This is a genomic window from Streptomyces sp. NPDC043726 (genome assembly GCF_056436565.1).
In genome coordinates this window covers 226317-252583 of record NZ_JBWKCI010000005.1, presented here as the reverse complement: position 1 = coordinate 252583, position 26267 = coordinate 226317, and the positions used below count along the sequence as shown (strand labels likewise).

At 72.2% G+C, this 26267-nt stretch carries 26 protein-coding genes, 1 tRNA gene and 1 pseudogene; 9 read left to right on the top strand and 19 right to left on the bottom strand.

Features of this window, described 5'->3' with window-relative positions; all coding sequences use genetic code 11:
• Positions 1-41 precede the first annotated feature (41 nt).
• The 7 genes from AC068Z_RS16735 to AC068Z_RS16705 all read left to right on the top strand — a co-directional run bounded on the left by AC068Z_RS16735 (position 42) and on the right by AC068Z_RS16705 (position 7036).
• A complete protein-coding gene (locus AC068Z_RS16735) occupies positions 42-854 on the top strand; it encodes an SAM-dependent methyltransferase (protein ID WP_478555787.1) in 813 nt (270 codons plus the stop codon).
• Positions 855-897: 43 nt separating this feature from the next.
• Positions 898-2301: a glutamine synthetase family protein gene (locus tag AC068Z_RS16730; protein WP_478555785.1), complete on the top strand. Its 1404-nt coding sequence runs from the start codon at positions 898-900 to the stop codon at positions 2299-2301.
• Between the two features lies 1 nt (position 2302).
• The gene (locus tag AC068Z_RS16725; RefSeq protein WP_478555783.1) at positions 2303-3448 is read left to right on the top strand and encodes an amidohydrolase family protein; all 1146 of its coding nucleotides are present in this window, start codon (positions 2303-2305) and stop codon (positions 3446-3448) included.
• A gap of 42 nt (positions 3449-3490) precedes the next feature.
• Positions 3491-4018, top strand: a complete 528-nt coding sequence (locus tag AC068Z_RS16720) for an NUDIX hydrolase family protein (protein WP_478556346.1) — start codon at positions 3491-3493, stop codon at positions 4016-4018.
• 110 nt (positions 4019-4128) lie between these two features.
• Positions 4129-4566, top strand: a complete 438-nt coding sequence (locus AC068Z_RS16715) for a Fur family transcriptional regulator (protein ID WP_451728748.1) — start codon at positions 4129-4131, stop codon at positions 4564-4566.
• A gap of 35 nt (positions 4567-4601) precedes the next feature.
• Positions 4602-6821 carry a catalase/peroxidase HPI gene (katG, locus tag AC068Z_RS16710; protein ID WP_478555781.1) on the top strand — a complete coding sequence of 740 codons (2220 nt, stop codon included), beginning with the start codon at positions 4602-4604 and terminating at the stop codon, positions 6819-6821.
• Between the two features lie 86 nt (positions 6822-6907).
• Positions 6908-7036: a hypothetical protein gene (locus tag AC068Z_RS16705; RefSeq protein ID WP_478555779.1), complete on the top strand. Its 129-nt coding sequence runs from the start codon at positions 6908-6910 to the stop codon at positions 7034-7036.
• Positions 7037-7110: 74 nt separating this feature from the next.
• Here the strand turns inward: AC068Z_RS16705 and AC068Z_RS16700 are convergent.
• The 15 genes and pseudogenes from AC068Z_RS16700 to AC068Z_RS16630 form a co-directional block, all read right to left on the bottom strand.
• Positions 7111-7187: transfer RNA gene (locus AC068Z_RS16700), tRNA-Pro, on the bottom strand.
• An 81-nt stretch (positions 7188-7268) separates the two neighbouring features.
• Positions 7269-8564, bottom strand: coding sequence for an MFS transporter (locus AC068Z_RS16695; protein WP_478555777.1), 1296 nt, complete (start codon positions 8562-8564; stop codon positions 7269-7271).
• Between the two features lie 116 nt (positions 8565-8680).
• Positions 8681-9040, bottom strand: a complete 360-nt coding sequence (locus tag AC068Z_RS16690) for an MmcQ/YjbR family DNA-binding protein (protein WP_478555775.1) — start codon at positions 9038-9040, stop codon at positions 8681-8683.
• 30 nt (positions 9041-9070) lie between these two features.
• Positions 9071-9580 (bottom strand): N-acetyltransferase family protein, encoded by a 510-nt coding sequence (locus tag AC068Z_RS16685; protein WP_478555773.1) that lies wholly within the window; start codon positions 9578-9580, stop codon positions 9071-9073.
• On the bottom strand, positions 9577-10161 hold the full coding sequence (locus AC068Z_RS16680) for a helix-turn-helix domain-containing protein (protein ID WP_478555771.1): 585 nt from the start codon (positions 10159-10161) through the stop codon (positions 9577-9579). The genes AC068Z_RS16685 and AC068Z_RS16680 overlap by 4 nt, the downstream gene beginning before the upstream one ends.
• Before the next feature lie 33 nt (positions 10162-10194).
• Positions 10195-11568, bottom strand: coding sequence for a B12-binding domain-containing radical SAM protein (locus tag AC068Z_RS16675; RefSeq protein WP_478555769.1), 1374 nt, complete (start codon positions 11566-11568; stop codon positions 10195-10197).
• Positions 11569-11613: 45 nt separating this feature from the next.
• A complete protein-coding gene (locus AC068Z_RS16670) occupies positions 11614-12516 on the bottom strand; it encodes a LysR substrate-binding domain-containing protein (RefSeq protein ID WP_478555767.1) in 903 nt (300 codons plus the stop codon).
• A gap of 17 nt (positions 12517-12533) precedes the next feature.
• Positions 12534-13727, bottom strand: coding sequence for a glycine C-acetyltransferase (locus tag AC068Z_RS16665; RefSeq protein ID WP_478555765.1), 1194 nt, complete (start codon positions 13725-13727; stop codon positions 12534-12536).
• Positions 13728-13745: 18 nt separating this feature from the next.
• Positions 13746-14774, bottom strand: a complete 1029-nt coding sequence (tdh, locus tag AC068Z_RS16660; RefSeq protein ID WP_478555763.1) for an L-threonine 3-dehydrogenase — start codon at positions 14772-14774, stop codon at positions 13746-13748.
• A 154-nt stretch (positions 14775-14928) separates the two neighbouring features.
• Positions 14929-15504: a GAF domain-containing protein gene (locus tag AC068Z_RS16655; protein WP_478555761.1), complete on the bottom strand. Its 576-nt coding sequence runs from the start codon at positions 15502-15504 to the stop codon at positions 14929-14931.
• Positions 15505-15564: 60 nt separating this feature from the next.
• Complete coding sequence (locus tag AC068Z_RS16650) at positions 15565-16179, bottom strand: GTP-binding protein (RefSeq protein WP_478555759.1); 615 nt, start codon at positions 16177-16179, stop codon at positions 15565-15567.
• Positions 16157-16528: a DUF742 domain-containing protein gene (locus AC068Z_RS16645; protein ID WP_269664727.1), complete on the bottom strand. Its 372-nt coding sequence runs from the start codon at positions 16526-16528 to the stop codon at positions 16157-16159. The genes AC068Z_RS16650 and AC068Z_RS16645 overlap by 23 nt, the downstream gene beginning before the upstream one ends.
• Positions 16529-16530: 2 nt before the next feature.
• The gene (locus tag AC068Z_RS16640; RefSeq protein WP_478555758.1) at positions 16531-16965 is read right to left on the bottom strand and encodes a roadblock/LC7 domain-containing protein; all 435 of its coding nucleotides are present in this window, start codon (positions 16963-16965) and stop codon (positions 16531-16533) included.
• A 74-nt stretch (positions 16966-17039) separates the two neighbouring features.
• Positions 17040-18851: a sensor histidine kinase gene (locus tag AC068Z_RS16635; RefSeq protein ID WP_478555756.1), complete on the bottom strand. Its 1812-nt coding sequence runs from the start codon at positions 18849-18851 to the stop codon at positions 17040-17042.
• 601 nt (positions 18852-19452) lie between these two features.
• Positions 19453-20595: pseudogene (locus AC068Z_RS16630) on the bottom strand (MBL fold metallo-hydrolase); the annotation flags it as partial.
• Between the two features lie 149 nt (positions 20596-20744).
• Here AC068Z_RS16630 and AC068Z_RS16625 point away from each other — a divergent pair.
• Both AC068Z_RS16625 and AC068Z_RS16620 read left to right on the top strand, forming a co-directional pair.
• On the top strand, positions 20745-21923 hold the full coding sequence (locus AC068Z_RS16625) for a Glu/Leu/Phe/Val dehydrogenase dimerization domain-containing protein (protein WP_478555754.1): 1179 nt from the start codon (positions 20745-20747) through the stop codon (positions 21921-21923).
• Positions 21924-21978: 55 nt separating this feature from the next.
• Positions 21979-22599: a TetR/AcrR family transcriptional regulator gene (locus tag AC068Z_RS16620; protein ID WP_478555752.1), complete on the top strand. Its 621-nt coding sequence runs from the start codon at positions 21979-21981 to the stop codon at positions 22597-22599.
• A 10-nt stretch (positions 22600-22609) separates the two neighbouring features.
• Here the strand turns inward: AC068Z_RS16620 and AC068Z_RS16615 are convergent, their stop codons facing one another.
• From AC068Z_RS16615 to AC068Z_RS16600, 4 genes are all read right to left on the bottom strand, one after another.
• The gene (locus tag AC068Z_RS16615; RefSeq protein WP_478555750.1) at positions 22610-23377 is read right to left on the bottom strand and encodes an SIMPL domain-containing protein; all 768 of its coding nucleotides are present in this window, start codon (positions 23375-23377) and stop codon (positions 22610-22612) included.
• A gap of 129 nt (positions 23378-23506) precedes the next feature.
• Entirely contained in the window at positions 23507-24292 is a 786-nt protein-coding gene (locus AC068Z_RS16610) for an SGNH/GDSL hydrolase family protein (protein ID WP_478555748.1), read from the bottom strand.
• A 145-nt stretch (positions 24293-24437) separates the two neighbouring features.
• A complete protein-coding gene (locus AC068Z_RS16605) occupies positions 24438-25151 on the bottom strand; it encodes a DUF6250 domain-containing protein (protein ID WP_478555746.1) in 714 nt (237 codons plus the stop codon).
• 140 nt (positions 25152-25291) lie between these two features.
• Positions 25292-26266 carry a peptidoglycan DD-metalloendopeptidase family protein gene (locus tag AC068Z_RS16600; RefSeq protein WP_478555744.1) on the bottom strand — a complete coding sequence of 325 codons (975 nt, stop codon included), beginning with the start codon at positions 26264-26266 and terminating at the stop codon, positions 25292-25294.
• Between the last annotated feature and the right edge of the window lies 1 nt (position 26267).

The window sequence follows — 26267 nt, the reverse complement described above, 5'->3', positions numbered from 1 at the left end:
ACGGCCGGTTTCGGCCGTACGTGCGAGGAGAGGAACGAGTCGTGACCGAAGGCCACACCCCGGCGGACGTGTCGTCGAGGCTGAACACCGGTGTGGCGCACAACGCGCGTGTGTGGAACTACTGGATCGGCGGCAAGGACCACTACGAGGTCGACCAGCAGGTCGGCGAGCAGGTCGCCGGGATGTTCCCGATCATCCGGGACATCGCCCGCGCGGACCGCGACTTCCTCGGCCGGGCGGTGCGCTTCCTCGCCGAGGAGCGCGGGGTGCGGCAGTTCCTGGACATCGGCACCGGTCTGCCGACGGCGGACAACACCCACGAGATCGCCCAGCGGGTGGCCCCGGACGCGCGGATCGTCTACGTCGACAACGACCCGATCGTGCTCGTGCACGCCCGCACCCTGCTCACCGGCACCGACGACGGCGTCACCGCCTACGTCGACGCCGATGTGCACGACCCGGACGCGATCCTCGAACGCGCCGCGTCCACGCTGGACTTCAGCAAGCCCGTGGCGGTGATGATGCTCGGCATCCTCAACTTCGTCCTCGACGCCGACAAGGCCCGCGACATCGCCCGCCGGGTGATGGCCGCCGTCCCCTCCGGCAGCTACCTGGTCCTGACCCACCCCACCTTCGACGACGAGGTGGGCGGCGCGGGCCAGATCCCGGCGATGGAGTTCTGGAACGAGAACGCCACTCCCCCGATCACCGCCCGCAGCGGCGCCGAGATCGCCGCGTTCTTCGAAGGGCTGGAACTGCTCGATCCGGGCCTGGTGTCGTGCTCGGTGTGGCGCGCCGAGTCCGACTCTCCCGTCGCGGTGCCGCAGTACGGCGCGGTGGCCGTGAAACCCTGACGCCCACAGCGAGTTTCGCGGCCCAGCTCGACGAGGAGAGCGCATGACCACCCTTGCCGATCCCGTGCCCGGAGGGCGTCCCGGGGACATCGAGCGGGCCACCGCGCTGAGCGGGGAGCTGGCCGGGCGCGGGGTGCACGGCATCGTGCTGGCCTATGTCGACACCGCCGGGATCGTCAGGGTCAAGGCGATCCCCACGGCGAAGCTGCCCTCGGCGGCGGCCTGGGGCGTCGGGATGTCGCCGGTGTTCGACACGTTCCTGGCGAACGACTCGATCGTCACGACCGACGTCCTCGGCTCCCCGGACGGCGACCTGCGGCTCTATCCCGACCTGGACCGGCTGGTGGTGCTGGCCGCGCAGCCCGGCTGGGCGTGGGCGCCGGTCGACCGGATCACCCAGGAGGGCGAGCGGCACCCCGGCTGCGTCCGCACCTTCCTGCGGCACCTGGTCGCCGAGGCCGAGCGGCGCCACGGTCTCACCTTCCGGGCGTCCATCGAGATCGAGTGGGCCGTCGGTCAAGGGGCCCTGGCCGAGGGCGAGTTCGTGCCCGCGGTGACGGGTCCGGCGTACGGCGCCACCCGGCAGATCGAGTTGAGCGACTGCACCGCCGATCTGCTGGCCGCGCTCGCCGAGCAGGGCGTGGAGGTCGACCAGATCCATCCGGAGTACGCGGCGGGGCAGTTCGAGCTGTCGGTGGGCGCGCTGGACCCGGTGGCGGCGGCCGACCGCAGCGTCCTGGTGCGGCAGACGATCCGGGCGGTGGCGCGGCGGCACGGCCTGGTGGTCTCCTTCGCCCCCGCGGTCTTCGCCGAGGGCGTCGGCAACGGCGGCCATCTGCACCTCTCCGCCTGGCGCGACGGCGCCAACCTGCACGCGGGCGGCGACCGCCGGCACGGCATGACGGCCGACGCGGAGTCCTTCACGGCGGGCGTCCTCACCCGCCTTCCGGCGCTGACGGCGGTGACCGCGCCCAGTCCGGCCAGCTATCTGCGGCTCAAACCCTCCCAGTGGGCTGGGGTGTTCACGGCCTGGGGCCGGGAGACACGGGAGGCGGGCGTCCGGGTGATCACCGGTACCGCGGGCCTGCGGGGCCTGGCGGCGAACATCGAGATCAAGCCGGTCGACCTGGCCGCGAACCCCTATCTCGCCCTCGGCTGCGTCATCGCGGCGGGCCTGGACGGCGTCACGCACTCGGCCTCCCTGCCCGAGGAGATCACCGGCGATCCTAGCGGCCTCGGCGCGGAGGAGGCCCACGCCCGGGGCGTGCACCGGCTGCCGACCTCGCTCGGGGAGGCGGTCGAGGCGTTCCGCGGGGACGAGGTGCTGTCCGCCGCGCTCGGACCGGTCCTCGCCGACGCGGTGACGGCCGTACGGGAGGGCGAGATCGCCGCCGTCGACGGACTCGACGACGCGGAGGTCGCGGCGGCCTACCGCTGGCGGTACTGACGTGACGGCCACCGTGCGGGAGGCGCTGGCCGCGCTCCCCCTGGTCGACCATCACTGCCATGGCGTGGCCACCGAGGCCCTGGACCGGCCCGGCTTCGAGTCCCTGCTGACCGAGGGCGCCGCCTGGCCCGGGATCTCCCCCTTCGACACCCCGGTCGGTGTGGCCGTACGCCGGCACTGCGCACCCCTGCTCGACCTGCCCCGGCACGCGGCCCCGGACGCCTATCTGGACCGGCGCGCCGAACTCGGCCCGCGCGAGGTGACCCGGCGCCTGCTCGCCGCCGCCGGGACCGAGGTGTTCTGCGTCGACACCGGCTACACCCCGCTCCCGCTGACGGCGCCGCGCGAGCTGGCCGAGGCGGCCGGGGGCGCCGCCTACGAGGTCGTACGACTGGAGAACGTCGCCGAGTCGGTGGCGCGGGCGGGTGTCGAGCCGGACGCGTACGGTGCCGCCTTCCGCCGGGCCGCCGCGGAGGCCGTACGGCGGCCCGGGGTGGTGGCGGTGAAGTCCGTCGCCGCCTACCGCACCGGCTTCGACCTCGACCCGGCCCGGCCCACCGAGGCGGAGGTCACCGAGGCGGCCCGGCGCTGGCTCGCGGCGGGCGGGCGGCTCGCCGAGCCGGTGCTGGTACGGCAGTTGCTGTGGACGGCCGTGGACCTCGGGCTGCCGCTCCAACTGCACACCGGGTTCGGGGACAACGACATCCGGATGCACCGCGTGGACCCGACCCACCTGACGGATTGGCTGCATCTGACGGCGGGCACGATCCCCGTGCTGCTGCTGCACTGCTGGCCGTATCAGCGCCAAGCCGCCTACTTGGCCGCCGTGTTCGAGCAGGTGTACCTGGATGTGGGCCTCACCCTGCACCACGTCGGGCCGGCCCGGGCGCGTGCGGTGCTGGAGGAGGCGCTGGAGATCACCCCGTTCCGCAAGCTGCTGTACAGCTCCGACGCCTACGGTCTGGCCGAGTTCCACCTGCTCGGCGCGGTCTCCTTCCGGCGGGGGCTCGCCGCGCTGCTCCAGGACCGGGTCGACGAGGACGAGCTGAGTCTGCCCGACGCCTTACGGATCGTGCGGTGGACCGGCTCCGCCAACGCCCGCCGCCTGTACGGACTTCCCGCCGAAACCGTCCCCCGTCGCGACTGAGCGCGCGCCGTTACCGGAAAGTATGATCAAGCAATGTCTGATATGACCGAAACCACGCCCGGTTGGCTGACCTCCGACGAGCTGGAGATGGCCCGCGCCAACATGCCGATTCTGTATGTCGAGGCCGTGCCCGTGCGCGTCGACGACAGCGGCGAGGTGACCAGCATCGGCCTGCTGCTGCGCATCGGACCGGACGGAACGGTCAGCCGGACCCTGGTCTCAGGCCGCGTGCTGCACCACGAGCGGGTGCGCGACGCCCTCCTGCGGCACCTGGAGAAGGACCTCGGCCCGGTGGCGCTGCCCCGGGTCCCGGCCTCCCTCCAGCCGTTCACGGTCGCGGAGTACTTCCCGACGCAGGGCATCACGCCGTACCACGACCCGCGTCAGCACGCGGTGTCGCTCGCCTACGTGGTTCCGGTGGCCGGTGACTGCCGCCCCCGGCAGGACGCCCTCGACCTGGTGTGGTTCAGCCCGCAGGAGGCCCTGTCCCCCGCGGTGCAGAGCGAGATGCCGGGCGGCCACGGCGTGCTGCTGAAGCAGGCGCTGGCGCATGTGGGCTGCGTGATCTGACGGTCACGGAGCGTTTCGCGGGCCGGCCCTCCCCGCGACGCCTCCCCGCCATCAAATTGGAATCTGTCGTTTTCTTGAACCGTTCGTGTTTTTGAGGGTAGGTTCGGCGCATGAGCTCATCCGGAACCCCGACCACCGCCGACGAGCTGCGCGGCGCGGGCCTGCGGGTGACGGCCGCGCGCGTCGCGCTCCTGGAAACCGTCCGGGTCGGTGACCACCTGGGCGTCGAGGCCATCGCCTCCGGAGTGCGGGACCGCGTGGGCCACATCTCCCTGCAAGCCGTGTACGAGGGCCTGCACGCCCTCACCACGGCGGGACTCATACGCCGTATCGAACCGGCCGGCAGCCCGGCCCGGTTCGAGGGTCGTGTCGGGGACAACCATCACCACATCCTGTGCCGGTCGTGCGGTGTCGTCGCCGACGTCGACTGCGCGGTGGGTGACGCCCCGTGCCTGACCGCCTCGGACGATCACGGATTCACGATCGACGAGGCCGAGGTCATCTACTGGGGCACCTGCCCCGACTGCTCGACCCCCCAAAGTCTCTGAGCACGAGATCCACCAAAGCCCGGAAGGATTCCGCAATGGCCGAGAACCCCGACGCAATCGTCACCGACCCCAAGACGGAGGAGGGCACGGGGGGCTGCCCCGTCGCGCACGGGCGTGCCGCGCACCCGACCCAGGGCGGCGGCAACCGTCAGTGGTGGCCGGAGCGCCTCAACCTGAAGATCCTTGCCTCGAACCCGCCGGTGACGAACCCGCTGGGCGAGGAGTTCGACTACGCCGAGGCGTTCCAGAACCTGGACCTGGCGGCCGTGAAACAGGACATCGCCGAGGTGCTGACCACCTCGCAGGACTGGTGGCCGGCGGACTTCGGCCACTACGGCCCGCTGATGATCCGTATGGCCTGGCACAGCGCGGGCACCTACCGCATCAGCGACGGCCGCGGTGGCGCCGGCGCCGGCCAGCAGCGCTTCGCGCCGCTGAACAGCTGGCCGGACAACGGCAACCTGGACAAGGCGCGCCGTCTGCTGTGGCCGGTCAAGAAGAAGTACGGCCAGGCGATCTCCTGGGCCGACCTGATGATCCTCACCGGCAACGTCGCCCTTGAGCAGATGGGCTTCGAGACCTTCGGCTTCGCCGGCGGCCGCGCGGACGTCTGGGAGGCCGACGAGGACGTGTACTGGGGTCCCGAGACCACCTGGCTCGACGACCAGCGCTACTCCGGCGACCGTGAGCTGGAGAACCCGCTCGGCGCGGTCCAGATGGGCCTGATCTACGTCAACCCGGAGGGCCCGAACGGCAACCCGGACCCGATCGCCGCGGCCCGCGACATCCGCGAGACCTTCCGCCGGATGGCGATGAACGACGAGGAGACCGTCGCCCTCATCGCCGGTGGCCACACCTTCGGCAAGACCCACGGCGCCGGCCCGGCCGACCACGTGGGCAACGACCCCGAGGCCGCCTCCATGGAGGAGCAGGGCCTGGGCTGGAAGAGCACGTACGGCACGGGTGTCGGCAAGGACACGATCACCAGTGGTCTCGAGGTCATCTGGACCACGACGCCGACCCAGTGGAGCAACGGCTTCTTCAAGAACCTCTTCGAGTACGAGTACGAGCCGGACACCAGCCCGGCCGGCGCCCACCAGTGGATCGCCAAGGACGCCCCGGAGATCGTGCCGGACGCCTTCGACGCGGAGAAGAAGCACCGCCCGCGGATGCTGACCACCGACCTGTCGCTGAAGTTCGACCCGATCTACGAGCCGATCTCCCGCCGGTTCTACGAGAACCCGCAGGAGTTCGCGGACGCCTTCGCCCGCGCCTGGTTCAAGCTGACCCACCGTGACATGGGCCCGAAGTCGCTGTACCTCGGCCCGGAGGTCCCGTCCGAGACGCTGATCTGGCAGGACCCGCTGCCGCAGGCCGAGGGCGAGCCGATCGACGCCGCCGACGTCACGGCGCTGAAGGCGAAGATCCTCGACTCGGGTCTGAGCGTCTCGCAGCTGGTGTCGGCCGCGTGGGCCTCCGCCTCCACCTTCCGCGGCAGCGACAAGCGCGGTGGCGCCAACGGCGCCCGGATCCGCCTGGAGCCGCAGCGCGGCTGGGAGGTCAACAACCCGGACGAGCTCGCCCAGGTGCTGCGTGCCCTGGAGGGCATCCAGAGCGAGTTCAACTCCGGCGCCAAGAAGGTCTCCCTGGCCGACCTGATCGTCCTCGGCGGCACCGCCGCCGTGGAGAAGGCCGCCAAGGACGCCGGGGTCGAGGTCGCGGTGGCCTTCACGCCGGGCCGTGTCGACGCGACCGAGGAGCACACGGACACCGAGTCGTTCGCGGCCCTCGAGCCGACGTCCGACGGGTTCCGCAACTACCTCGGCAAGGGCAACCGTCTGCCGGCCGAGTACCTGCTGCTGGACCGGGCCAACCTGCTCACCCTCAGCGCCCCCGAGATGACGGTCCTGGTCGGCGGCCTGCGCGTGCTGGGCGCCAACCACAACGGCACCAAGCACGGCGTGCTCACCGAGACCCCGGGCAAGCTGACGAACGACTTCTTCGTCAACCTGCTCGACCTGGGCACGGAGTGGAAGTCGACCTCCGCCGACCAGGCCACCTTCGAGGGCCGCGACCTGGCCACGGGCGAGGTCAAGTGGACCGGCACGCGTGCCGACCTGGTCTTCGGCTCGAACTCCGAGCTGCGGGCGCTCGCTGAGGTCTACGCGAGCGACGACGCCAAGGAGAAGTTCGTGAAGGACTTCGCCGCGGCGTGGACCAAGGTCATGGAGCTGGACCGCTTCGACCTGGTCTGATCACACCAGCCACACCCGGGCCGGCCGACCTTCCGTCGGCCGGCCCGGTCGTTTGCTCCTCCTCTCCCCCGGCTGGAGACGACTCAGTGGATCTCACCTTCACCGGCAAGGTGATCGAATGGCGTGACCTGGAGCCCCTGAAGGCGGCGGTACGCAAGCCGGAGCGGCTCTCGGCGGGCGACGAGGTGGCGGTGGAACTGACGGTCCGTCTCTGAGAAAAGCAGCGACGGAGACGACGAAAGGCCGTCCTCTCATCTCTGAGAAGACGGCCTCCGACCTGCGATGAAGCTGGTCGGGACGACAGGATTTGAACCTGCGACCCCTTGACCCCCAGTCAAGTGCGCTACCAAGCTGCGCCACGTCCCGATGCCCGTCTGACCTGGTCTTTCCCCCGGCCGAACGAACATGGAAACAATACCGCACTCGGCTCGGTGGTCGCGCACCGGTTTATTCGGTGCCCACCCGCTCCGGGTCCCCGGCGGGCATCGAGCCGGTGGTCGGCGCGTCGACGCGTTCCAGGTCCCGGATCGGGCGCACCGCGAGCAGGGTCGCGGCCACGACCAGGCTCATCACGGCCGCCACCAGGAGCACCTGGTCGGTGCCGAGGGCGGCGGCCGAGGGCCCCGCCAGGGCCTGGCCGACCGGCATCATCGCCAGGGAGCCCGCCACGTCGTAGGCGTGGATGCGGTTGAGGACCTCGGGCGGGACCTGGGTCTGGACGGTGGTCGCCCACATCACGCTCCAGAAGGACATGCCCGCCCCCGCCACGGCGGCACCGGCCGCCATCGCCGGTACGTCCAGGCCGAGGCCCACCGTCGCCGGGAAGCCGACGAAGGCGAAGAGGCTGATCGCGCCCGCGCGGAGCATGCGGCGCGGGCGCAGCCGCAGGGCCAGCAGGCCGCCGACCACGGTGCCGGCGCCCAGGGCGGAGTTGATCAGGCCGTAGGCGCCGGGGCCGTGTTCCTGTACGACCTCCGTCGCCACCAGGGGGATGCTCGGGCCCCAGACGGTGAGCATGTAGAGACACCAGACGGCGATCACGCCCCAGAGCCAGGCGCGTGACCTGAACTCCCGCCAGCCCTCGACCAGGTCCGCCCGGAAGGTGCTCGGTGCCGGGGCGCCGCCGGAGGGCAGCGGGGGCAGGCGGAGCAGCAGCAGGCACAGCGCGCTCACGGCGTACGTCGCCGCGTGGGCCGCGAAGACCCCGCCCGGGGAGGCGAGGCCCACCAGGGCGCCGGCGAGGGCCGGCCCGGCCAGCTGGGCCGCCGACTCCGCGATGCGTATCGCGCCGTTCGCGCCCTGGACATCGGCGGCCAGCCGGGGTGTCGTGCTCGCGACGCCCGGCTGGAAGACGGCGCCCGCGACGCCGTTGACGAAGCCGATCGCGCAGATCTCCCACAGCACCACGTGCCCGGTGAAGAACAGACCGGCGGCCAGCGCCTGGGTGCCCAGGCGCACCACGTCCGCCCAGATCATCAGCAGCCGCGTGCTGAACCGGTCGGCGATCACCCCGCCGAAGACGACGAACCCGGCGAAGGCGGCGGCGGTGGCGGCCATGGCGAGGCCGACCGCGCCCGCGCCGTAGCCGTGCTGGAGCAGTCCGGCGGCGAGGGCCACCGGCAGCATGGTGTCACCGAGCCGGGCGACCGCACGGGCCACGAAGAACAGGCCGAAGTCACGGGACCACACGGGATGACCCCCGGCCGCCCCCTCCGGCACCGGCTTCGACAGCCCCCTCGCCATGCCCCCCGCTCCCCTCCGCGCACACCCGCCCCTGAGGCAGCCGGAGCCCCCTCCGCCCCGGCTGCCACGCTCGCCTCCGGATCATGCCACGCGGCACTGACAATGCCCGAGGGATTTCACTCGGCGCCCGGCAGCCCCAACTCCGGGTAGGCCTCCAGGAGTCGGGTGGGCGCCGCCTGACGCCAGGAGTCGGCGAGGATGTCCCGCAGCTCCCCCTCGTCCTCCAGTGCCGCGAGCCGCACGCGCACCCAGGCGAACTGCGCCTCGTGATCGGCGATCCAGAACTTGTCCGGCTCGGCCAGCACCAGTTCGTCGCGCTCCTCCTTGGGGCAGCGCACCGCGATGGAGGTCTCCTCCTCGGGCAGCGTGGCGAACATCTTCCCCGCCACCCGGAACGTGGGCATGCTCCAGGCGATCTTCTCCGTCGTGTCCGGCAGGGACAGGGCGATACGGCGTACGTCTTCGGCATCGTGCATGGCAGGCACCGTAGCCGCTCGCACTGACAGTCAGCCGGTGCCGATGCGCTTGTAGTACAGGGTCGTCGGCCGCAGCACTCCGCCCGGGTCCGCCGCGTAGTCGGGGATCACCCCGGCTCGCGTCCACCCCGCCGAGCGGTACAGCTGCTCCGCGGGGCTGTCGGTCTCGGTGTCCAGGTGGAGCAGGGTGACGCCCGCGGCGCCGGCCGCCTCCTCGGCGGTGGCCAGGAGCGTGCGGCCGAGGCCGCGTCCCCGGGCCTCCCGGTGCACCATCAGCTTGACCAGCTCGGCGCGATGGCGGCTGTTGGGCTTGTCGGGGAAGGCGAGGCCGACAGTGCCGACGATCCGCCCGCCGTCGAGCGCGACCCACACGGCGAACCGCCCGTCCGCCCGCGCCTTCCACCAGGCCCGCGCCTCCGCGCGGTCCAGGGGTGCGAGGAAGCCGATCGACGCGCCCCCCGCCACGGTGTCCACCAGCAGATCCGCCAACTGGTCGACGCAGTCCGACAGTTGGTCCTCGTCCAGACGCGTGACGATCACGGCAGCACCACCGCCAGCACGTACCGCGCCTCGCCCGGACCGCCGCACCGGAACCGTGTCGGCCCCCACACCCGCAGCCGCAGACAGTCCCCGGCGTCCAGGTGGTGCCCGGCGTCCTGCACCGTCACGTCGAGCGCCCCCTCCAGGACCCAGACGTGCTGCTCCAGACCCGGCACGGGCGGCCGGTCGTAGGCGATATCGGCGCCCGGGGCCAGCCGCCCCTCGATCAGCTCGCCGCGCAACCCGGGGTGCGGCGGGGACACGGACCGCCGTACGAACCCGGAGGCCCGGTCCGACCAGACCTGCTGCTCGGCGGCCCGCACCAGCGGGGCGGGCTCGGGTTCCACCTCGCTGAGCAACTGGGACATGGTCCGCCCGTACACCCCGCACAGCCGGTTCAGCAGCGAGGCGGTGGGGCTGATCTCCGCCCGCTCGGCCCGGGACAGGGTCGACTTGCTGACCCCGCTGCGCTCCGCCACCTCACCCAGCGACCACCCGTGGGCGGCCCGCAGCTCGGCCAGCCGGGCGGCGAGCCGGACGTCGACGGGATCGGGCCCGTCCTCCACGACAGCCTGTTTCATATTCGGGACCATATCCCACATATGAAACAGCAGTCACTCCCTCCCGCCGAAGGCCGCCAGCGTCCGCTCCAGCGCCGGCAGCGCGCGCACCACCCGCTTCGACCGGATCAGCAGATCCCACGCGGGCTCGAACTTCTTCCACCCGCCCGCGTACGCGAGGTGCCGCAGCCGCTCGTGCGTCCCGGGCTGGGCCGCCGCACCCCGCCAGATGCTGGACCAGCGGTAGAAGTCGCGGTACGCCCGCCAGTACCCGTCCTCCAGCTGACGCGGTGTCATGCGCTTGGGCCGGTGGACGACGTGACGGGTGTCGTACAGATCCCAGTCCCGGTGCACGATCCGGTCCTCGGCCTCCAGCTGCTTCCACAGTCCGGTCGACGGATACGGCGTCATGATGTGGAAGGTCGCCGTCTCGATGCCCTGCTCCACCGCCCAGGCCACGGTCCGGTCGAAGACGTCGGGGCCGTCCTGGTCGAGCCCGAAGACGAAACTGGCGTTGACCATGACTCCGGCGTCGTGCAGCCGCCGTACCGCCGCCGCGTAGTCGGTGCCGATGTTCTGGTTCTTGCGGCGCTCGGCGAGGTTGGCGTCGTTGACGGTCTCGAACCCGACGAACAGGCTGCGCAGCCCCGCCTCCACCGCACGCTCCAACAGGTCAGGCTTCAGGACGGAGTTGACCGTGCCGGCCGCCTGCCACAGCCGGCCCATGCCCTTCATGCCGTCGAACAGGGCCTCGGCGAAGCGGCGGTTGCCGAGCAGGTGGTCGTCGAGGAAGTAGAGATGACGGCCGGGCAGGCGGTCGATCTCGGCCAGGGCGTCGTCGACGGCCTGGGTGTAGAAGGACTTCCCGCCCTCGAAGAAGGCGTCCTTGTAGCAGAAGTCGCAGTGGTGCGGACAACCCCTCGACACCACGATCGAGTTCGGCACCAGGTACAGATGACGTTTGATCAGATCCCGTCGTACCGGCGGCAGTCCGGCCAGCGTCCGTCGCGTCGAGTCGTAGCGCCGGGCGGGGACGCCGTCACGGAAGTCCTTCAGGAACAGCGGCCAGGTGTCCTCCCCGGGGCCGGTGAAGATCGTGTCTGCGTGGGCCGCCGCCTCCTCGGGCAGCGAGGTGACATGCAGTCCGCCCATGGCGACATGCACACCCCGGGCCCGGAAGTGGTCGGCTATCTCGTAGCTGCGCCGGGCCGAGGTGATGTACGGCTGGACGACCAGCAGATCGGGGGTGTCCAGGGACTCCAGGTCGATCCGCTCGACGTGCTCGTCGTGGAGGGTGACCTCGTCGCCGGGGTCCAGATAGCCGGCCAGGGTGGCGAGGCCGAGCGGCGGGAACAGCGAGTACTTGATGGGCCGGAACAGCGGGCTGGTCGCCTCGGTGAGGGCCGGAAGGATCATCGTCACACGCATGACAACCCAGACTCCGGAAGGCGCGCGGCCGGTTCCCGACCCCCTCTAGCCCTCCGCCGCGGCCACCAGCGCGTCCAGCACCGGCCGGATCAGCGGATGCTCCTCCGCGCCCCGGCGTACGGCCGCGAAGACCCGGCGCGTGGGTGCCACCCCGTCGACCGGGCGGACGACCACGCCGGTCAGGTCCATGCCGCGCAGCGCCGAGCGCGGCACCAGGGCGACGCCGACGTCCGCCGAGGCCAGCGCCACCACCGCGCGGAAATCGTCCGAGGAGTGCTCCAGACGCGGCTGGAAGCCGGCGCTCTCGCAGGCGAGGACGACCACGTCATGGCAGGGGTTGCCGGGGTACGGCCCGATCCACGGGTCCTTGGCCAGCTCCCCCAGCGGCACCTCGGCCACATCGGCGAGCCGGTGCGTCATCGGCACCACCGCGTCGAAGGGCTCGGCGTACAGCGGGAGGTGGCTCAGCCGGGGATCGTCGGCGGGCGGGGCGCCGCGGTACTCGACGGCGACCGCAATGTCGACCTGCCGGTCCAGCACCATCGGCAGGCTGGCGTCCCCCTCGGCGTCCTGGACCCGGATCCTGATGCCGGGCGCCGCGTCCGCGAGGCGGGCCACGGCCGGGGCGACGACCTGGGCGATCCCGGTCGCGAAGGAGGCGACGGTGACCGTGCCGGCCGCCCCCGAGCCGTACGCGGCCAGCTCCGCCTCGGCCCGCTCCAGCTGGGCGAGGACCGCGTTGGTGTGGCTGAGCAGGATTTCACCGGCCGGGGTGAGCCGTACGCCCTTGGCACTGCGCTCCACCAGCCGGTGGCCCGTCTCCTGCTCCAGGGCCGTGAGCTGCTGCGACACCGCCGAGGGCGTGAGATACAGCGCGGCGGCAGCCGCTGTCACCGTGCGATGGTCCGCCACCGCACGAAGGATGTGGAGCCGCCGCGCTTCGATCACCCGTCGATTGTCTCAGGTCAGCCGGCCAGCTCCGCCCGGGCGGCGACGAAGGCGTCGACGGCCCGGTCGACGTCCTCGGTGGAGTGCGCGGCGGACAGCTGGACGCGGATGCGGGCCTGGCCCTGCGGCACGACCGGGTAGGAGAACCCGATCACGTACACCCCGCGCTCCAGCAGCAGCTCGGCCATCCGGCCCGCCTCGGCCGCGTCGCCGATCATGACGGGGGCGATGGCGTGGTCGCCGGGGAGGATGTCGAAGCCCTCCTCGGTCATCCGGCGGCGGAACAGCGCGGTGTTCTCGCGGAGCCTGACCCGCAGGTCGTCGGCGGACTCCAGCAGGTCCAGCACCTTCAGGGAGGCCGCGGCGATCACCGGGGCGAGGGTGTTGGAGAACAGGTACGGGCGGGAGCGCTGCCGGAGCAGGGCGACGATCTCCGCGCGGGCGGCGACATAACCGCCGGAGGCGCCGCCGAGGGCCTTGCCGAGGGTGCCGGTGATGATGTCGACGCGGTCCATGACGCCGTGCAGCTCGGGGGTGCCGCGGCCGCTGGGGCCGACGAAGCCGACGGCGTGCGAGTCGTCGACCATCACCATGGCGTCGTAGCGGTCGGCGAGGTCGCAGATCTCGGCGAGCGGCGCGACATAGCCGTCCATGGAGAAGACGCCGTCGGTGACGATCAGCCGGCGGCGGGCGGTCTGCGCCTCCTTCAACTGCTGTTCCAGGTCGGCCAGATCACGGTTGGCGTAGCGGAGGCGGCGGGCCTTGGACAGCCGGATGCCGTCGATGATCGAGGCGTGGTTGAGGGCGTCGGAGATCACCGCGTCCTCGGGGCCGAGCAGCGTCTCGAAGACACCGCCGTTGGCGTCGAAGCAGGAGGAGTACAGGATCGTGTCCTCCTGGCAGAGGAAGGCGGAGAGCCGCGCCTCCAGCTCCTTGTGCACCTCCTGCGTACCGCAGATGAAGCGCACCGACGCCATGCCGTAGCCCCAGCGGTCCAGCGCCTGGTGGGCGGCGGCGATCACCTCGGGGTGGTCGGCGAGACCGAGGTAGTTGTTGGCGCAGAAGTTGAGCACCTCACCGGGCTGTCCGCCGGCGGTGACCTCGACGGTCGCGGACTGCGGGCTGCCGATGACCCGCTCGGGCTTGTGCAGCCCGGCGGCACGGATCTCGTCGAGAGTGGTGCGCAGGTCGTCGCGCACGGAGTCGAACATCGAAGAAGCTCCTAAGGGTTACGCAGTCCAGTCGAGGATGACCTTGCCGCCGCGGCCGCTCGCCGCGTCCGCGAAGGCCGCCTCGAAGTCGCGGTAGTCGTAGCGGCCGGTGATCACGGGGCTGAGGTCGAGGCCGGCCTCCAGCAGGACCGACATCGCGTACCAGGTCTCGAACATCTCGCGGCCGTAGATGCCCTTGATGGTGATCATCGAGGTGACGATCCGGGCCCAGTCGACCGGGAACTCCTCGGCGGGCAGGCCCAGCATGGCGATCCGGCCGCCGTGCGTCATGTTGGCGATCATGTCGCGCATGGCCTCGGGCCGGCCGGACATCTCCAGGCCGATGTCGAAGCCCTCGCGCAGCCCCAACTCCCGCTGTCCGTCGGCGATCCGGGTCTCCGCCACATTGAGCGCCAGGCTCACACCGATCTTCCGGGCCAGGTCCAGGCGCTCCTCGCTGACATCGGTGATGACGACATTGCGGGCGCCCGCGTGCCGGGCCACCGCGGCGGCCATCAGACCGATCGGGCCCGCGCCGGTGATCAGCACGTCCTCGCCGACCAGCGGGAAGGACAGCGCGGTGTGCACGGCGTTGCCGAACGGGTCGAAGATCGCGGCGACGTCGAGGTCGACCGGGACCCGGTGCACCCACACATTGCCGGCGGGCAGGGCGACGTACTCGGCGAAGGCGCCGTCCCGGCCGACTCCGAGCCCGATCGTGGCCCGGCACAGGTGCCGGCGTCCGGCCAGGCAGTTGCGGCACTTGCCGCACACCAGGTGACCCTCGCCGCTGACCCGGTCGCCGGGCTTGATGTCGGTGACGTCCCGGCCGGTCTCCACGACCTCGCCGACGAACTCGTGCCCGAGCACCAGCGGGGTGCGGATCGCCTGCTGCGCCCAGCCGTCCCAGGACCGGATGTGCAGGTCGGTGCCGCAGATGCCGGTGCGCAGCACCTTGATGAGTACGTCGCCGGGTCCGACGGCGGGCTCGGGGACGTCCGCGAGCCAGAGCCCGGGCTCCGCCTTCTCCTTGACCAGCGCCTTCACGCGTACGGCTCCTGAGGGTGAGATCCCGGACATGGGCATGCCGAAACAGCCCGGACCCGGGAAGAGGAGTGGTGACCACTGCAATCTGCCGTACCGTCGCGCCCCTGGTCCATCGAGGATTTCTTAACCGCGGCCCAAGCTCCGCTTCACACCCTCACCTCGGCAGTCCGCCGTCGTCCCGCTGTTCGAGCCGTACGGCGAGGTCCGCGGCGGTGGACTTGATCGTCTCCAGGCCGGTCCTGCCCCAGGTCCGGGGCGCCACGTCGGCCACGCACACCGTCCCCAGGACCATGCCCGTGCTGTCGATGAGGGGCGCGCCGAGGTAGGAGCGGATGCCGAACTCGTCGACGACCGGGTTGCCCGCGAAGCGCGGGTAGTCGAGCACGTCCTCGAGGACCAGCGCCTTGCGCCGGACGACGACATGCGGGCAGAAGCCGTGGTCGCGGGGCAGGCTGCGGCCGACCTCGGGGCCGGTGCCGTCGCCCTTGCGGTACGGCACGCTCGCCGGGCGGCACAGGCCCGCGAAGAACTGCCGGTGCTCGTCGAGGAAGTTGACCATCGCGTACGGCGCCCCGGTGACCTCGGCGAGATGGCCCGCGTAGGCGTCGAGGGCGGGATCGTTGCGTTCCCCGAGTCCCAGCCCGCGCAGTCGGCGCGCGCGGGCCGGGGCCTCCTTGTCCTCCGGGGTGAGCAGCAGACGACCGGCCGGGCGGGGCGGGTCGTAGCTCATCGGCGCACTCCGTCGCTGTGGTCGTATGACATGGGCGGGCTCCGTTGGGGTGTGCGGGGATCACATGTGGGCGATATGGCCGGTGGGGGCGGCCGGGGCATGGGCGATGAGGTGCTTGACCAGGGTCAGCAGGGTCTGGACGCCCGAGCTGGAGATCCGGGCGTCGCAGCGCACGACGGGGACGTCGGGATCGAGGTCGAGGGCGGTGCGGACCTCCTCGGGGTCGTAGCGGTAGGAGCCGTCGAACTCGTTGATCGCGAGGATGAAGCCGAGGCCGCGCTGCTCGAAGAAGTCGACGGCGGCGAAGCAGTCCTCCAGGCGCCGGGTGTCGGCGAGGATGACCGCGCCGAGCGCGCCCTCGCAGAGCTCGTCCCACATGAACCAGAACCGCTCCTGTCCGGGCGTGCCGAACAGGTACAGGACATGCTGCGGGTCGAGGGTGATGCGGCCGAAGTCCATGGCCACCGTGGTCTCGACCTTGTTCTCGACGCCGTCGAGGTTGTCGGTCGCGGCGCTGACCGTGGTGAGCAGCTCCTCGGTGCTCAGCGGTGCGATCTCGCTGACGGCGCCGACGAAGGTCGTCTTGCCGACCCCGAAGCCGCCCGCCACCAGGATCTTCAGCGCGGTGGGGAACGGGTCGCCGCCGTCGTGGTCAGAGCTGTCGTCGTAGTCCATCGAGCACTGCCTCCAGAAGAGCCCGGTCAGTCGGGTTGTGGTGGAACTCGGGGGGCTTGGTGGTGAGCGCCCCGCAGTCGACGAGGTCGGACAGCAGCACCTTGGTCACCGCCGCCGGCAGCTTCAGGTGGGCCGCGACCTCGGCGACCGAGACGGGGGCGCGGCACAGGTCGAGCGCCTCCGTGTGTTCGGGGCCCAGATAGCCGAGGGGGGTCGCCCCGGTGGCCATCACCTGGGAGATCAGGTCGAGGGCGACGGTGGGCCGGGTCCGGCCGTTGCTGACCGTGAAGGGGCGCACCAGCCGTCCGGCCGCGTCGTCGAGCCAGGGCCCGTCGCCGGCCGCCGCCACGCTCAAGGCCTCGACGCCGACGGTTCGACGGCGTGCTGCCGGGGGGCGGTGACCAGGTAGGGGCGGACGCTCTTGACCAGCATGGCCATCTCGTAGCCGAGCACGGCGGCATCGGCCTCGCGGCCGGCCAGTACCGCGAGACAGGTGCCGGATCCGGCGGTGGTCACGAACAGCAGGGTCGAGTCGAGTTCGACGACGACCTGGCGGACGTCTCCGCCGTCACCGAAGCGGATCCCGGCGCTGCGCCCGAGGGAGTACAGCCCGGAGGCCAGGGCGGCCATGTGGTCGGCGCTGTCCGCGTCGAGGCCGTGGACCGACTTCACGAGCCCGTCGCAGGAGAGGAGCACCGCACTGCTGGTGTGCGGGACGCGCTGCACGAGGCCGCTCATCAGCCAGTCGAGATCGGACGCATGGCCGGTCGGCGCTTCGCTCGCCATGATGGATCGACTCCTTGAGGTACGAAGGTCTGCGGGAGCGCTGGGCGTGGGGGTGGGGGTGGGTGCGTGCGTGGTCATCCGGCTGTCGCGCTCCCGTCGTGCCGGTGGGTGTGCTCGGGGCGGGACAGGTGCGCGGGGCGTGCCTCGGTTATGCGCGCCGTGGGCACGTCCGCCTCCATGAAGTCCGCGCCGGTGTGGTCCAAGTCCTCCGACTCCAGGTGCTGTTGGGCCTCGGCGAGGCCGATGCCGCGCTGGAAGGCGGCCATGAGGCCGGGGTCGTGCCCGGGGACGTGCTCGGGTTCCTGACGCGGGGCGGGGCCGTCGCGCAGTTGGGGGGCGATGTGTTCCTGGGCGCGGCGCCGGGGCAGCTGGGGCTTGCCCATGGTGCCGCGCACGGCGCCGGAGCGCGGGGTGGGCGGGGCGGCGGTGTGCTCGGCGACGATGTGCCGGTCCTCGGGCCGGATGCCCGGTACGGCCTCGGCGATGGTGCGCCGGTCCTCGTGGGCCCCGCGCACGGGCAGGGGCACGGGCCCGCTGCCGTTCGCCGTGGGCGCGGCGGCCCGGGGCCCCGGCCGCTGCGGCTGAGGCGGTGCCACCGGCCGCGCGGCCGGCTGCGCCTGCGCCGGCTGCTGCGCTACGGCCGTGGCGGCGCCGCCCGCCACCGCCGCGGGGCTGCCCGGCTCGGCGCCCAGCAGGCCCTGCGGGACGACGAGCACGGCCTGGACGCCGCCGTAGATGTTGGTCTGGAGCCGGACGTTGATGCCGTGCCGGCGGGCGAGCTGGGAGACGACGAACAGGCCGATGCGGCCGTCCGCCAGCAGGCTGGCGACGTTGACCTGGTCGGGGTCGGCGAGCAGCGCGTTCATCCGCTCCTGCTCGCCGACGGGCATGCCGAGCCCGCGGTCCTCGACCTCGACGGCGAGCCCCGAGGTGACGAGGTTGGCGCGCAGCAGCACCTGGGTGTGCGGGGCGGAGAACACGGTGGCGTTCTCGACGAGTTCGGCGAGCAGGTGGATGACGTCGGCGACGGCGTGGCCGCGCAGGGTGCCGTCGATGGGCGGCACGAGCTTGACCCGGGAGTACTGCTCGACCTCGGCGATGGCCGAACGCAGCACCTCCGTCATGGAGACCGGGTTGCTCCACTGCCGGCGGGAGACGGCGCCGCCGAGGACGGCGAGGTTCTCGGCGTGGCGGCGGATCCGGGTGGCGAGGTGGTCCACGTGGAACAGGCCCTTGAGCAGGTCGGGGTCCTCGATCTCGTTCTCCAGCTCGTCGAGGATCGAGATCTCGCGGTGCACGAGCGACTGCAGCCGGCGCGCGAGGTTGACGAAGACCTCCAGCTTCTGTTCGCTGCCGGCCTGGCTGGAGAGCTGCGCGGCCTGGACGACGGCGGTGACGGCCCCGTCGTGGGCGCGGGCCAGGTCGGCGGCGAGCAGGTCGAGGTCGTCGGCGTCCTCGGGCGGGCGGCTGCGTGGTTTGCGGCGGGTCGGGGTGTCGCCCCGGCGCAGGGACTCGACGAGGGCCCGCAGGTCGGCCTCGCCGCGGGCGCTGCTGCGGCGCAGGGCGCCGATGCGCTCGCTCAGGCAGCGGGCGGTGCGTTCGGCGACCACGGCGGCGATCACGATGCCGGCGAGGGCGACCGCGACGGCGCCGGTGAGCATGGCCCACAGGGTGAGGCTCGGCCGGGCGCCGGTGGTGCGGACGGTGAACAGCACGGCCGCGCAGGCGGCGAGGGCGACCGCGACCGGCGGAAGCACGGCGAGCCGCAGCAGCTGCGGCCGTATGTGCGTCTCGGGCAGCGCGGGCGTGGGGCGGGCGACAGGCCGACCGTGCCGCCCGCCTTCACGGCGGTCTGCGCGTGCGGCCGGTGGGCGGAGGTGAGACATCGGGGTCCTCGTACTGTCCGTCGGGCGTGCGCCATCGCGATGTCGGTCGGGAGAGCGCAAAAAAGACGGCCCTGCGTCGTCCGACGGGCACTGACAGTAGTCGGCAACGCATCATGTGCGGTGGGCAGTTGACAAACTCGCACGCGCGGAGTGCGGCTCTGGTATGAGGCTTCACCAAGGAGACCGACAGCGACTGTCGAACCTCGCCCTCGAACGAAAAGATGCCGATCACACCTGGTCGGAAGCGGTCATAGACGCACGGCGAGGGCCGGGAAGCCCCACGCTTCCCGGCCCTCGCCGTTCACTTTTTCCCGGACCGCCGTCAACCCGCCGGGGCCGCCTTCACACTCCCGGGGGGTTTGGCCCGACCGTCACCCACCGTGTCGGCGGCTGCCCGCCTTCAGCGGTCGCCCGCCAGGTCCAGGTCGGTCCGGACCTGCGGCCCCTCGCCCCCTCCGGGCTCAGCGCCCTTCCCCTCCGCCGCGGCCTTCCCCGTCTCCGCGGCCTTGCCCGCCGCCGCGGCCTCTTCCGTCCCTGCGGCCTTGCCCGCCGCGTCCATTCCTGTCACCGCGGCCTGTCCGGCCTTCTCTGCCGCGGCCGCGAGCACGGACTCCGGACGGCGCCACGAGTGCGTGAGGGGCGCGGAGACGGCTCGCCACCACGGCTGCACAGGCAGCAGTCCGGCGGGCTCGAAGGGCTCACCGGGCCGGGGGAAGGCGGCCGCCTGGCCGACCTCGTCGGCGGCGTCCCTGGTCCACTCCCCGGGCTCCGCCCACGCGTGCGTGGCGAGGTTGAAGGTGGCCCAGTGGATCGGCAGCAGCACGCCGTGCGCCTGCCCGCCCTGGAGGTCGAGGTGGGCGCGCATGGCCTCCTCCGGCGTCATGTGGATGTCCGGCCAGAAGTCGCTGTAGGCGCCGAGCTGGATCATCGTGACGTCGAACGGGCCGTGCTCGGCGCCGATGTCCTTGAAGCCCTCGAAGTAGCCGGTGTCCCCGCTGTGGTAGATCCGGTGCTCGGACCCGGCGACGGACCAGGAGGCCCACAGGGTGTGCTGGGTGTTGCGCAGACCGCGCCCGCAGAAGTGCCGGGCCGGGGTGGCGGTCAGGGTCAGCCCGCCGATCTTGGTCGACTCGTGCCAGTCGAGCTCGCGCAGCCGGTCGGCCGGCACGCCCCAGCGCTCGAGGTGGGCGCCGACGCCGAGCGGCACGGCGAACACCGTGTCGGTGCCGGCCAGCGCCTTGATCGAGGGAAGGTCCAGGTGGTCGTAGTGGTCGTGCGAGATCACGACGACGTCGACCGGGCCGAGCGCGGCCAGCGGCAGCGGCACCGGGTGCAGCCGCTTGGGCCCGGCGAAGGAGAACGGGGAGCAGCGCTCACCCCACACCGGGTCGAAGAGCACCCGGTGCCCGTCGATCTCCGCGAGCACGCTGGAGTGCCCCATCCAGGTGATCCGCAGTCCGGTGGCGGGCGGGTGCGCGAGGTCGGCGAGCGTGGTGGCGTGCACGGGCACGGTGCCGCGCGGGGATCTGCGCGGCCGTTCGTCCTTGGCGAAGAAGACCTTCGCGAACTCCAGCATCGAACCGGAGGGCCGGGTCCGCGCCACTCCCCCGGGGTTCTGGAACACGCCGTCCTTGAAGTGGGGCGATCTGCGGATGCGCGCCAGGCGCTCACCGGTCGGCTCCGCGCCGAAGCCCGCCGGCTCCAGCGCACGGAGCACGGAGCTCAGGGAACGGAAACCGGTCACGGTACCTCCAGGTGGAGTCGTCGAGGCATCCCATTATGGTCGCCGCCTGTGACAACGACCCTCGCCGGCCGCTCACTGAAGATCCGTGCACACGTTGACAGTGCGGACGCCCGCTCAGGATACTGACTGGTAATTCAGTAAGGAGTCCCATGACCGCCCCCCTGCTGTCCCTCGTCTGGACCGACCACGTCACCGGCCGCCAGGGATTTCTCGTGATCGACGGCCTGGTGCGCGGGGTGTCCAGCGGCGGGCTGCGGATGCGCGAGGGCTGCACCCTGGACGAGGTCACCGGCCTCGCCCGGGGCATGTCCATGAAGGAAGCGCTGCACTACGACCCGGCCGGCCGCTACGTCCCGCTCGGCGGCGCCAAGGGCGGCATCGACTGCGATCCGCGGGATCCGGGCGCGTACGACCTCCTCGTGCGCTATCTGCGGGCGGTACGGCCGTACGTCGAGACCTGCTGGACCACGGGCGAGGACCTCGGGCTCGGCCAGGACCTGGTGGACCGGGCGGCCGCCGAGGCGGGGCTGCTGTCGTCGATCCAGGCGGTGTACCCCCTGCTCGACGACGAGACCGGCGCCCGGCGACGGCTGGCGGACGCCTTCGCCGTGGAGGTCGACGGCATCGGCCTGGACGAGCTGGTCGGCGGCTGCGGGGTCGCGGAGTCGGTGCTCACGGCCCTCGACCGGGCCGGGGTGCCGTACGCGGGCACGCGCGTGTCCGTCCAGGGGCTCGGCACCATGGGCGGGGCCACGGCCCGCTTCCTCACACGCGCGGGGCTCACGGTGGTCGCCGTCGCCGACCTCAAGGGCACCGTCGCCAACCCGGCGGGCCTGGACGTCGAGGCCCTGCTCGCGGCACGGGACGGCTACGGCATCGTGGACCGCGCCGCACTGCGCCCCGGGGACCGCGAGCTGCCGGGCGACGCGTGGCTGTCGGCGGAGGCGGAGGTGCTGGTGCCCGCGGCCGTGTCGTACGCCGTCGACACGGTCAACCAGGAGCGGATCACCGCCCGCTGGATCGTCGAGGCGGCCAACATGCCGGTCCTGCCCGAGGCAGAGGCCCTGCTGGCCGCGCGGGGCGTCACCGTGCTGCCGGACGTCGTGGTCAACTCCGGGACGAACGCCTGGTGGTGGTGGACGCTCTTCGGCGACATCGGCCCGGACGCGACCGAGGCCTTCACCCACACCCGCCGCGCGATGCGCACCCTGACCGACCGCGTGCTGACCCGCGCGGAGACCGAGGGCACGACCCCCCGCGCGGCGGCCCACGCCCTCGCCGCGGACCTGCTGCCGGTGATCGTGGAGCGGTACGGCAGCTATCGGTGAGCGCACCCGCCCACCCGCCGGGAGCGCCCCGGTCCCAGGCGTTAGGGTGAGCCGCGTGGCGAGGGTGCGGTTGAGCGTGGCGGAGCGGCGCGAGGAGTTGCTGCGGGCCGCCATCGAGCAGATCGAGGCGCGGGGCGTGGCGGCGGTCAGGATCGCCGACGTGGCCTCGGCGCTCGGCGTGAGCAACGCCCTGGTGCTCTACCACTTCTCCACCAAGGAGAAGCTGGTCGCCGCCGCCTTCGCGTACGCCGCCGAGGACGACCTGGCGCATCTGCGCAAGCTGCTCGGCCGCCGTACGACCGCGCTGCGCCGGCTGCGCACCGCCGTGCGCTGGTACGCGCCCACCGGCCAGGCCAAGGGCTGGCGGCTGTGGATCGAGGGCTGGGCGGCGGCGCTGCGCGAGCCCGCGCTGCGCGAGGTCACCCAGGCCCTGGACCGGGAGTGGAAGGCCGCTCTCGCCGAGGTCATCGCCGAAGGGGTGGCCGCGGGCGAGTTCCACTGCCCCGACCCCACCGGCGCCGCGCTGCGTCTGACGGCCCTGCTGGACGGGCTCGCCGTCCAGCTGACGTCCTACCAGGGCGCGCTCTCCCGCGCGCGGGCCCAGGAGTGGGCCGAGGAGGCTCTCGCGCGTGAACTGGGCGTGGAGCGGGAGGCCTTGACCGCGGCGGCGCGGTGAGCCGCCCCGGTCAGTCCAGCTCGTACACCGCCGTGACCCGGACCTCGTCCTGGATCTCCCCCGGCGCGACCGGCACGCCCGCCCCGCCCGCGACGACGTCCGCCGGCAGCGGCAGCGGGGAGGGGCCGCCGGACGTGCTCTCGGTGAGGGAGACCAGCCGGCCGAGCCGCCGCCCGCTCAACTCGGCGTACTGGAGCGCCTTCGCGTGCGCGTCCCTGTGCGCGGCGCCACGCGCGCGTGCCCGCAGTTCGGTGCGGTCGGCCACGTCGAAGACGACGCCGTGGATCCGGCCGGCGTCGCCCGTGGCGTCCGTGACGGCCTGGAGGACCTCGCCGGTCCGCTCGACCTCGCGGACCTTGAGCGAGAACATCTGCGTGGCCTGATAGCCGGTCAGGGCGGACTTGCCCTCCTGGTGGTCGTACACGGGCATCAGGGTCAGCCCTTCGGTACGGACGTCCTGGTCACCCACGCCCCGCTCCCGCGCCGCGTTCAGCAGCGCCTTCGCGGCCTTGCTCTGGGCCTCCAGCGCGGCCTGGGAGGTCTTGCCGACGGCTTCCACCCCGACGCTGACGGTCGCCAGGTCGGGCGCCGCGGTCGCGGACCCGACACCGGTCACGGTGACCGTCGCCGACTCCGGCGCGCCGCGCACGACCGATACGGCGGAGGCGGGAGCGGTGGCGGTCAGGGCGGTCGCCGGTGCGGCGGCGAGGAACGGCAGGCCGAGGGCGAGCAGGGCGACGGCGAGGGTGGCGGTGGTGCGGGGCAGCGGTGCGGACATACGGTGCCGGCCTTCCGGACGTCGGGGCGGTTCGCGCCCATCCCAGCACCGGGGCCCGCACGCGCGCGTGCACCACTCCCCCGCCGTCACCTCACTGGTCGAGCCCCCCGCGCGCCGGGTCGACGGTGCTCAGACCGCCGCCTCGATCCGCATCTTGATGTCGCCCGGCGACAGGGCGCCCTTGGCCGTCACGTGGTCGCCCGAGGACTCCCCGCGCAGACGGCGTCCGATCCACGGCACCAGGTACTCACGCGCCCAGTGCACGTCGTCCCGCCGGACCTCGAAGGTGCCGCGCGGCGGCAGCGGGGGCCACGGCTGGTCCGGGTCGGCCGGCACCTCGAGGCCGAGCACCTGGCCGGCGCGCAGCGCCACGCGTGTGTGCCCCTCCGGCGAGAGGTGCAGCCGGTCGCCGTCCCAGGCGCGCCGGTCCTGCACGGTTTTCAGGGACCACAGGTCGAGCACCGGGCAGCCGTACCGGTCGGCGATGGCCCGCACATGCAGGTTGTACGTCGCGATCTTGCCGCGCAGATGCCTCAGCACGGGCACACCGCGGGTGTCGAAGCCGGTGGTCACCATGACGGTGCCGACCGCTTCGGTGAGCCGGGCGACGGCCCGCTCGAAACGCTCGGCGACCTCGTCGGGGTCGGTGCCGGGCCGGATGATGTCGTTGCCGCCGGCGCAGAACGAGACCAGGTCCGGGGCGAGTTCCAGGGCACGCGGAAGCTGGTCCGCCACGATCTGGTCCAGCAGTTTGCCGCGCACCGCCAGGTTCGTGTAGCCGAAGTCGCCCTCGGGCCGACGGTCCGCGAGGAGCACCGCGAACCGGTCGGCCCAGCCGACGAACGCCCCGTCGGGGCCGGGATCGCCGACGCCCTCGGTGAAGCTGTCCCCCACCGCCACGTACGACCCGATCACCGCTCTTTTGTCACTCTTCGAATCGTCTGCCACATCGGCTCATGATTCACCTTCGAATGTGACCTACGCGACCGTAGGCAGGGGTTGACGGTCGGTGAGATAAGCCACTCCTAAAGCCTTCGCCAACTCCGGAATAGACCCCGGATCATGGCTGTTGAGGCCGCAACCGCCACACCCGGAAGTCCGTGATCAGGAAGTGGCTCCAGACGGTCCGGAACGCGAAGTGCCCACCGGTGTACGGCTCCGGGTCGACGTAGTCGAAGACGAGCCGCCCGTTGTTCCACCACTGGACCGTCGAGCCGTCGGAGACGATCCGGACCCGGTTCGGCTCGTTCGGCACCAGCAGCGGCTCGGTGTAGTCGTGGAGCAGCGGACGGACCCCGGCGCGACCGACGTACCGCCGCATCCGCGTGGTGGTGTTGTAGTTGGCGCCGTAGCCGACGTAGTACGTCGTCAGGTGGTCGTACTCGTCGAGCGCACCGCCGCGTGCGACGCCGAAGAGGTCGTCCGGGGAGCGGACGTCGGTGGCGTTCCAGAAGTTGTTGAGGTCGGAGACCCGGTCGTTGGCACCGCCCCGCGCGACCGGGGTGGCGGTGTACTCGAGGAGGTACGGCCCTGCGAGCCGCTCCTTGAACCAGACCGTGGCGCCGCTCGGCACGTCGATCTCCAGCACACCGCGGGAGGCGGCGACGGTGCCGCCGTCCTGGAGTTCGGCGACCCACCGCCCGAGGCCGTGGCGGAAGTCGTCGCGGGCGAGGAGGCGACGGTGGGCGGGTGTGGCACTCGCGGGCGCCGAGAGGACGGTGAGGGCCGCCGCACCGGCCGCCAGGGCGCCGAAGGATCTCCGGGTGATCGTCATGGAAAGCGCTTACCCCATTGACCCTCGGGGAAAGCGCGCACCACCGGGGGAAGCGCGCGACACCACCGAAGGCCGGACCCGGGGATCGGGGGTCCGGCCTTCGGTGGCGTGTCAGGCAGGTTGTCCTGGAGGAGCCTCCGTCAGAGGGAGACGCCCTGGGCGCGGAGGTAGGCGACCGGGTCGACGTCCGAGCCGTAGTCCGGCGTGGTGCGGATCTCGAAGTGCAGGTGCGGTCCGGTCGAGTTGCCGGTGGTGCCGGAGAGGCCGACCTGCTGGCCCGCCGTCACGGACTGACCGCTGGAGACGGACAGCGAGGACAGGTGGGCGTACTGGGCGTAGTGGCCATCGGCGAGCTGGATGACGACCTGGTTGCCGTACGCGCCGGCCCAGCCGGCCGAGACGACGGTGCCCGCGCCCACGGCCTTCAGCGAGGTGCCGGTCGGGACGACGAAGTCGACGCCGGTGTGGTAGCCGCTGGACCACATGCTGCCCGCGACCTTGTAGGCGGTGCCGACACCGGCGCCGGAGACCGGAGCGGTGAAGCCGCTCGCGGAGGACTGGGCGGCCTGCGTGGTCGTGGTCGCCTTGGACTCGGCGGCCTGCGAAGCCTCCGAGGACTGCGACGACTTGGCGGAGTCCGACGAGGACTTGGCGGAGTCCGAGGAGGACTCGGCCGAGGACTGGGTGGAGGACTTCGCGGCCGGCTTCTCGGCGGTGGCCGTCGAGGCGGCCTTCTTGCCGATCGACAGCTTCAGACCCGGGTGGATCAGCGACGGGTCGGCGCCGACGGCGGCACGGTTGTCCTGGTAGAGCTTCTCCCAGCCACCGCTGACATTCTGCTCGTCGGCGATCTTCGAGAGGTAGTCCCCGGACCGCACCGTGTACGTCTTCGCACCGGTCGTCTTCTTCGCGGTGGCCTTCTTCTCGGCCGCCTTCTTGTCTGCCGCCTGAACCGACTGAACGGCCTTTTCCGAAACGGACTGCGACGGGGCCGCGTGGGCGCCGGTGGCCCCCAGAAGCGGGAGGGCGAGCGCGGCGCCACCGGTTCCGGCGACGGCGATCGTGCGGGTGAAACGCAGGGTCTTGGGACGGCGGTGCTTACCCTTCGCGGGCATG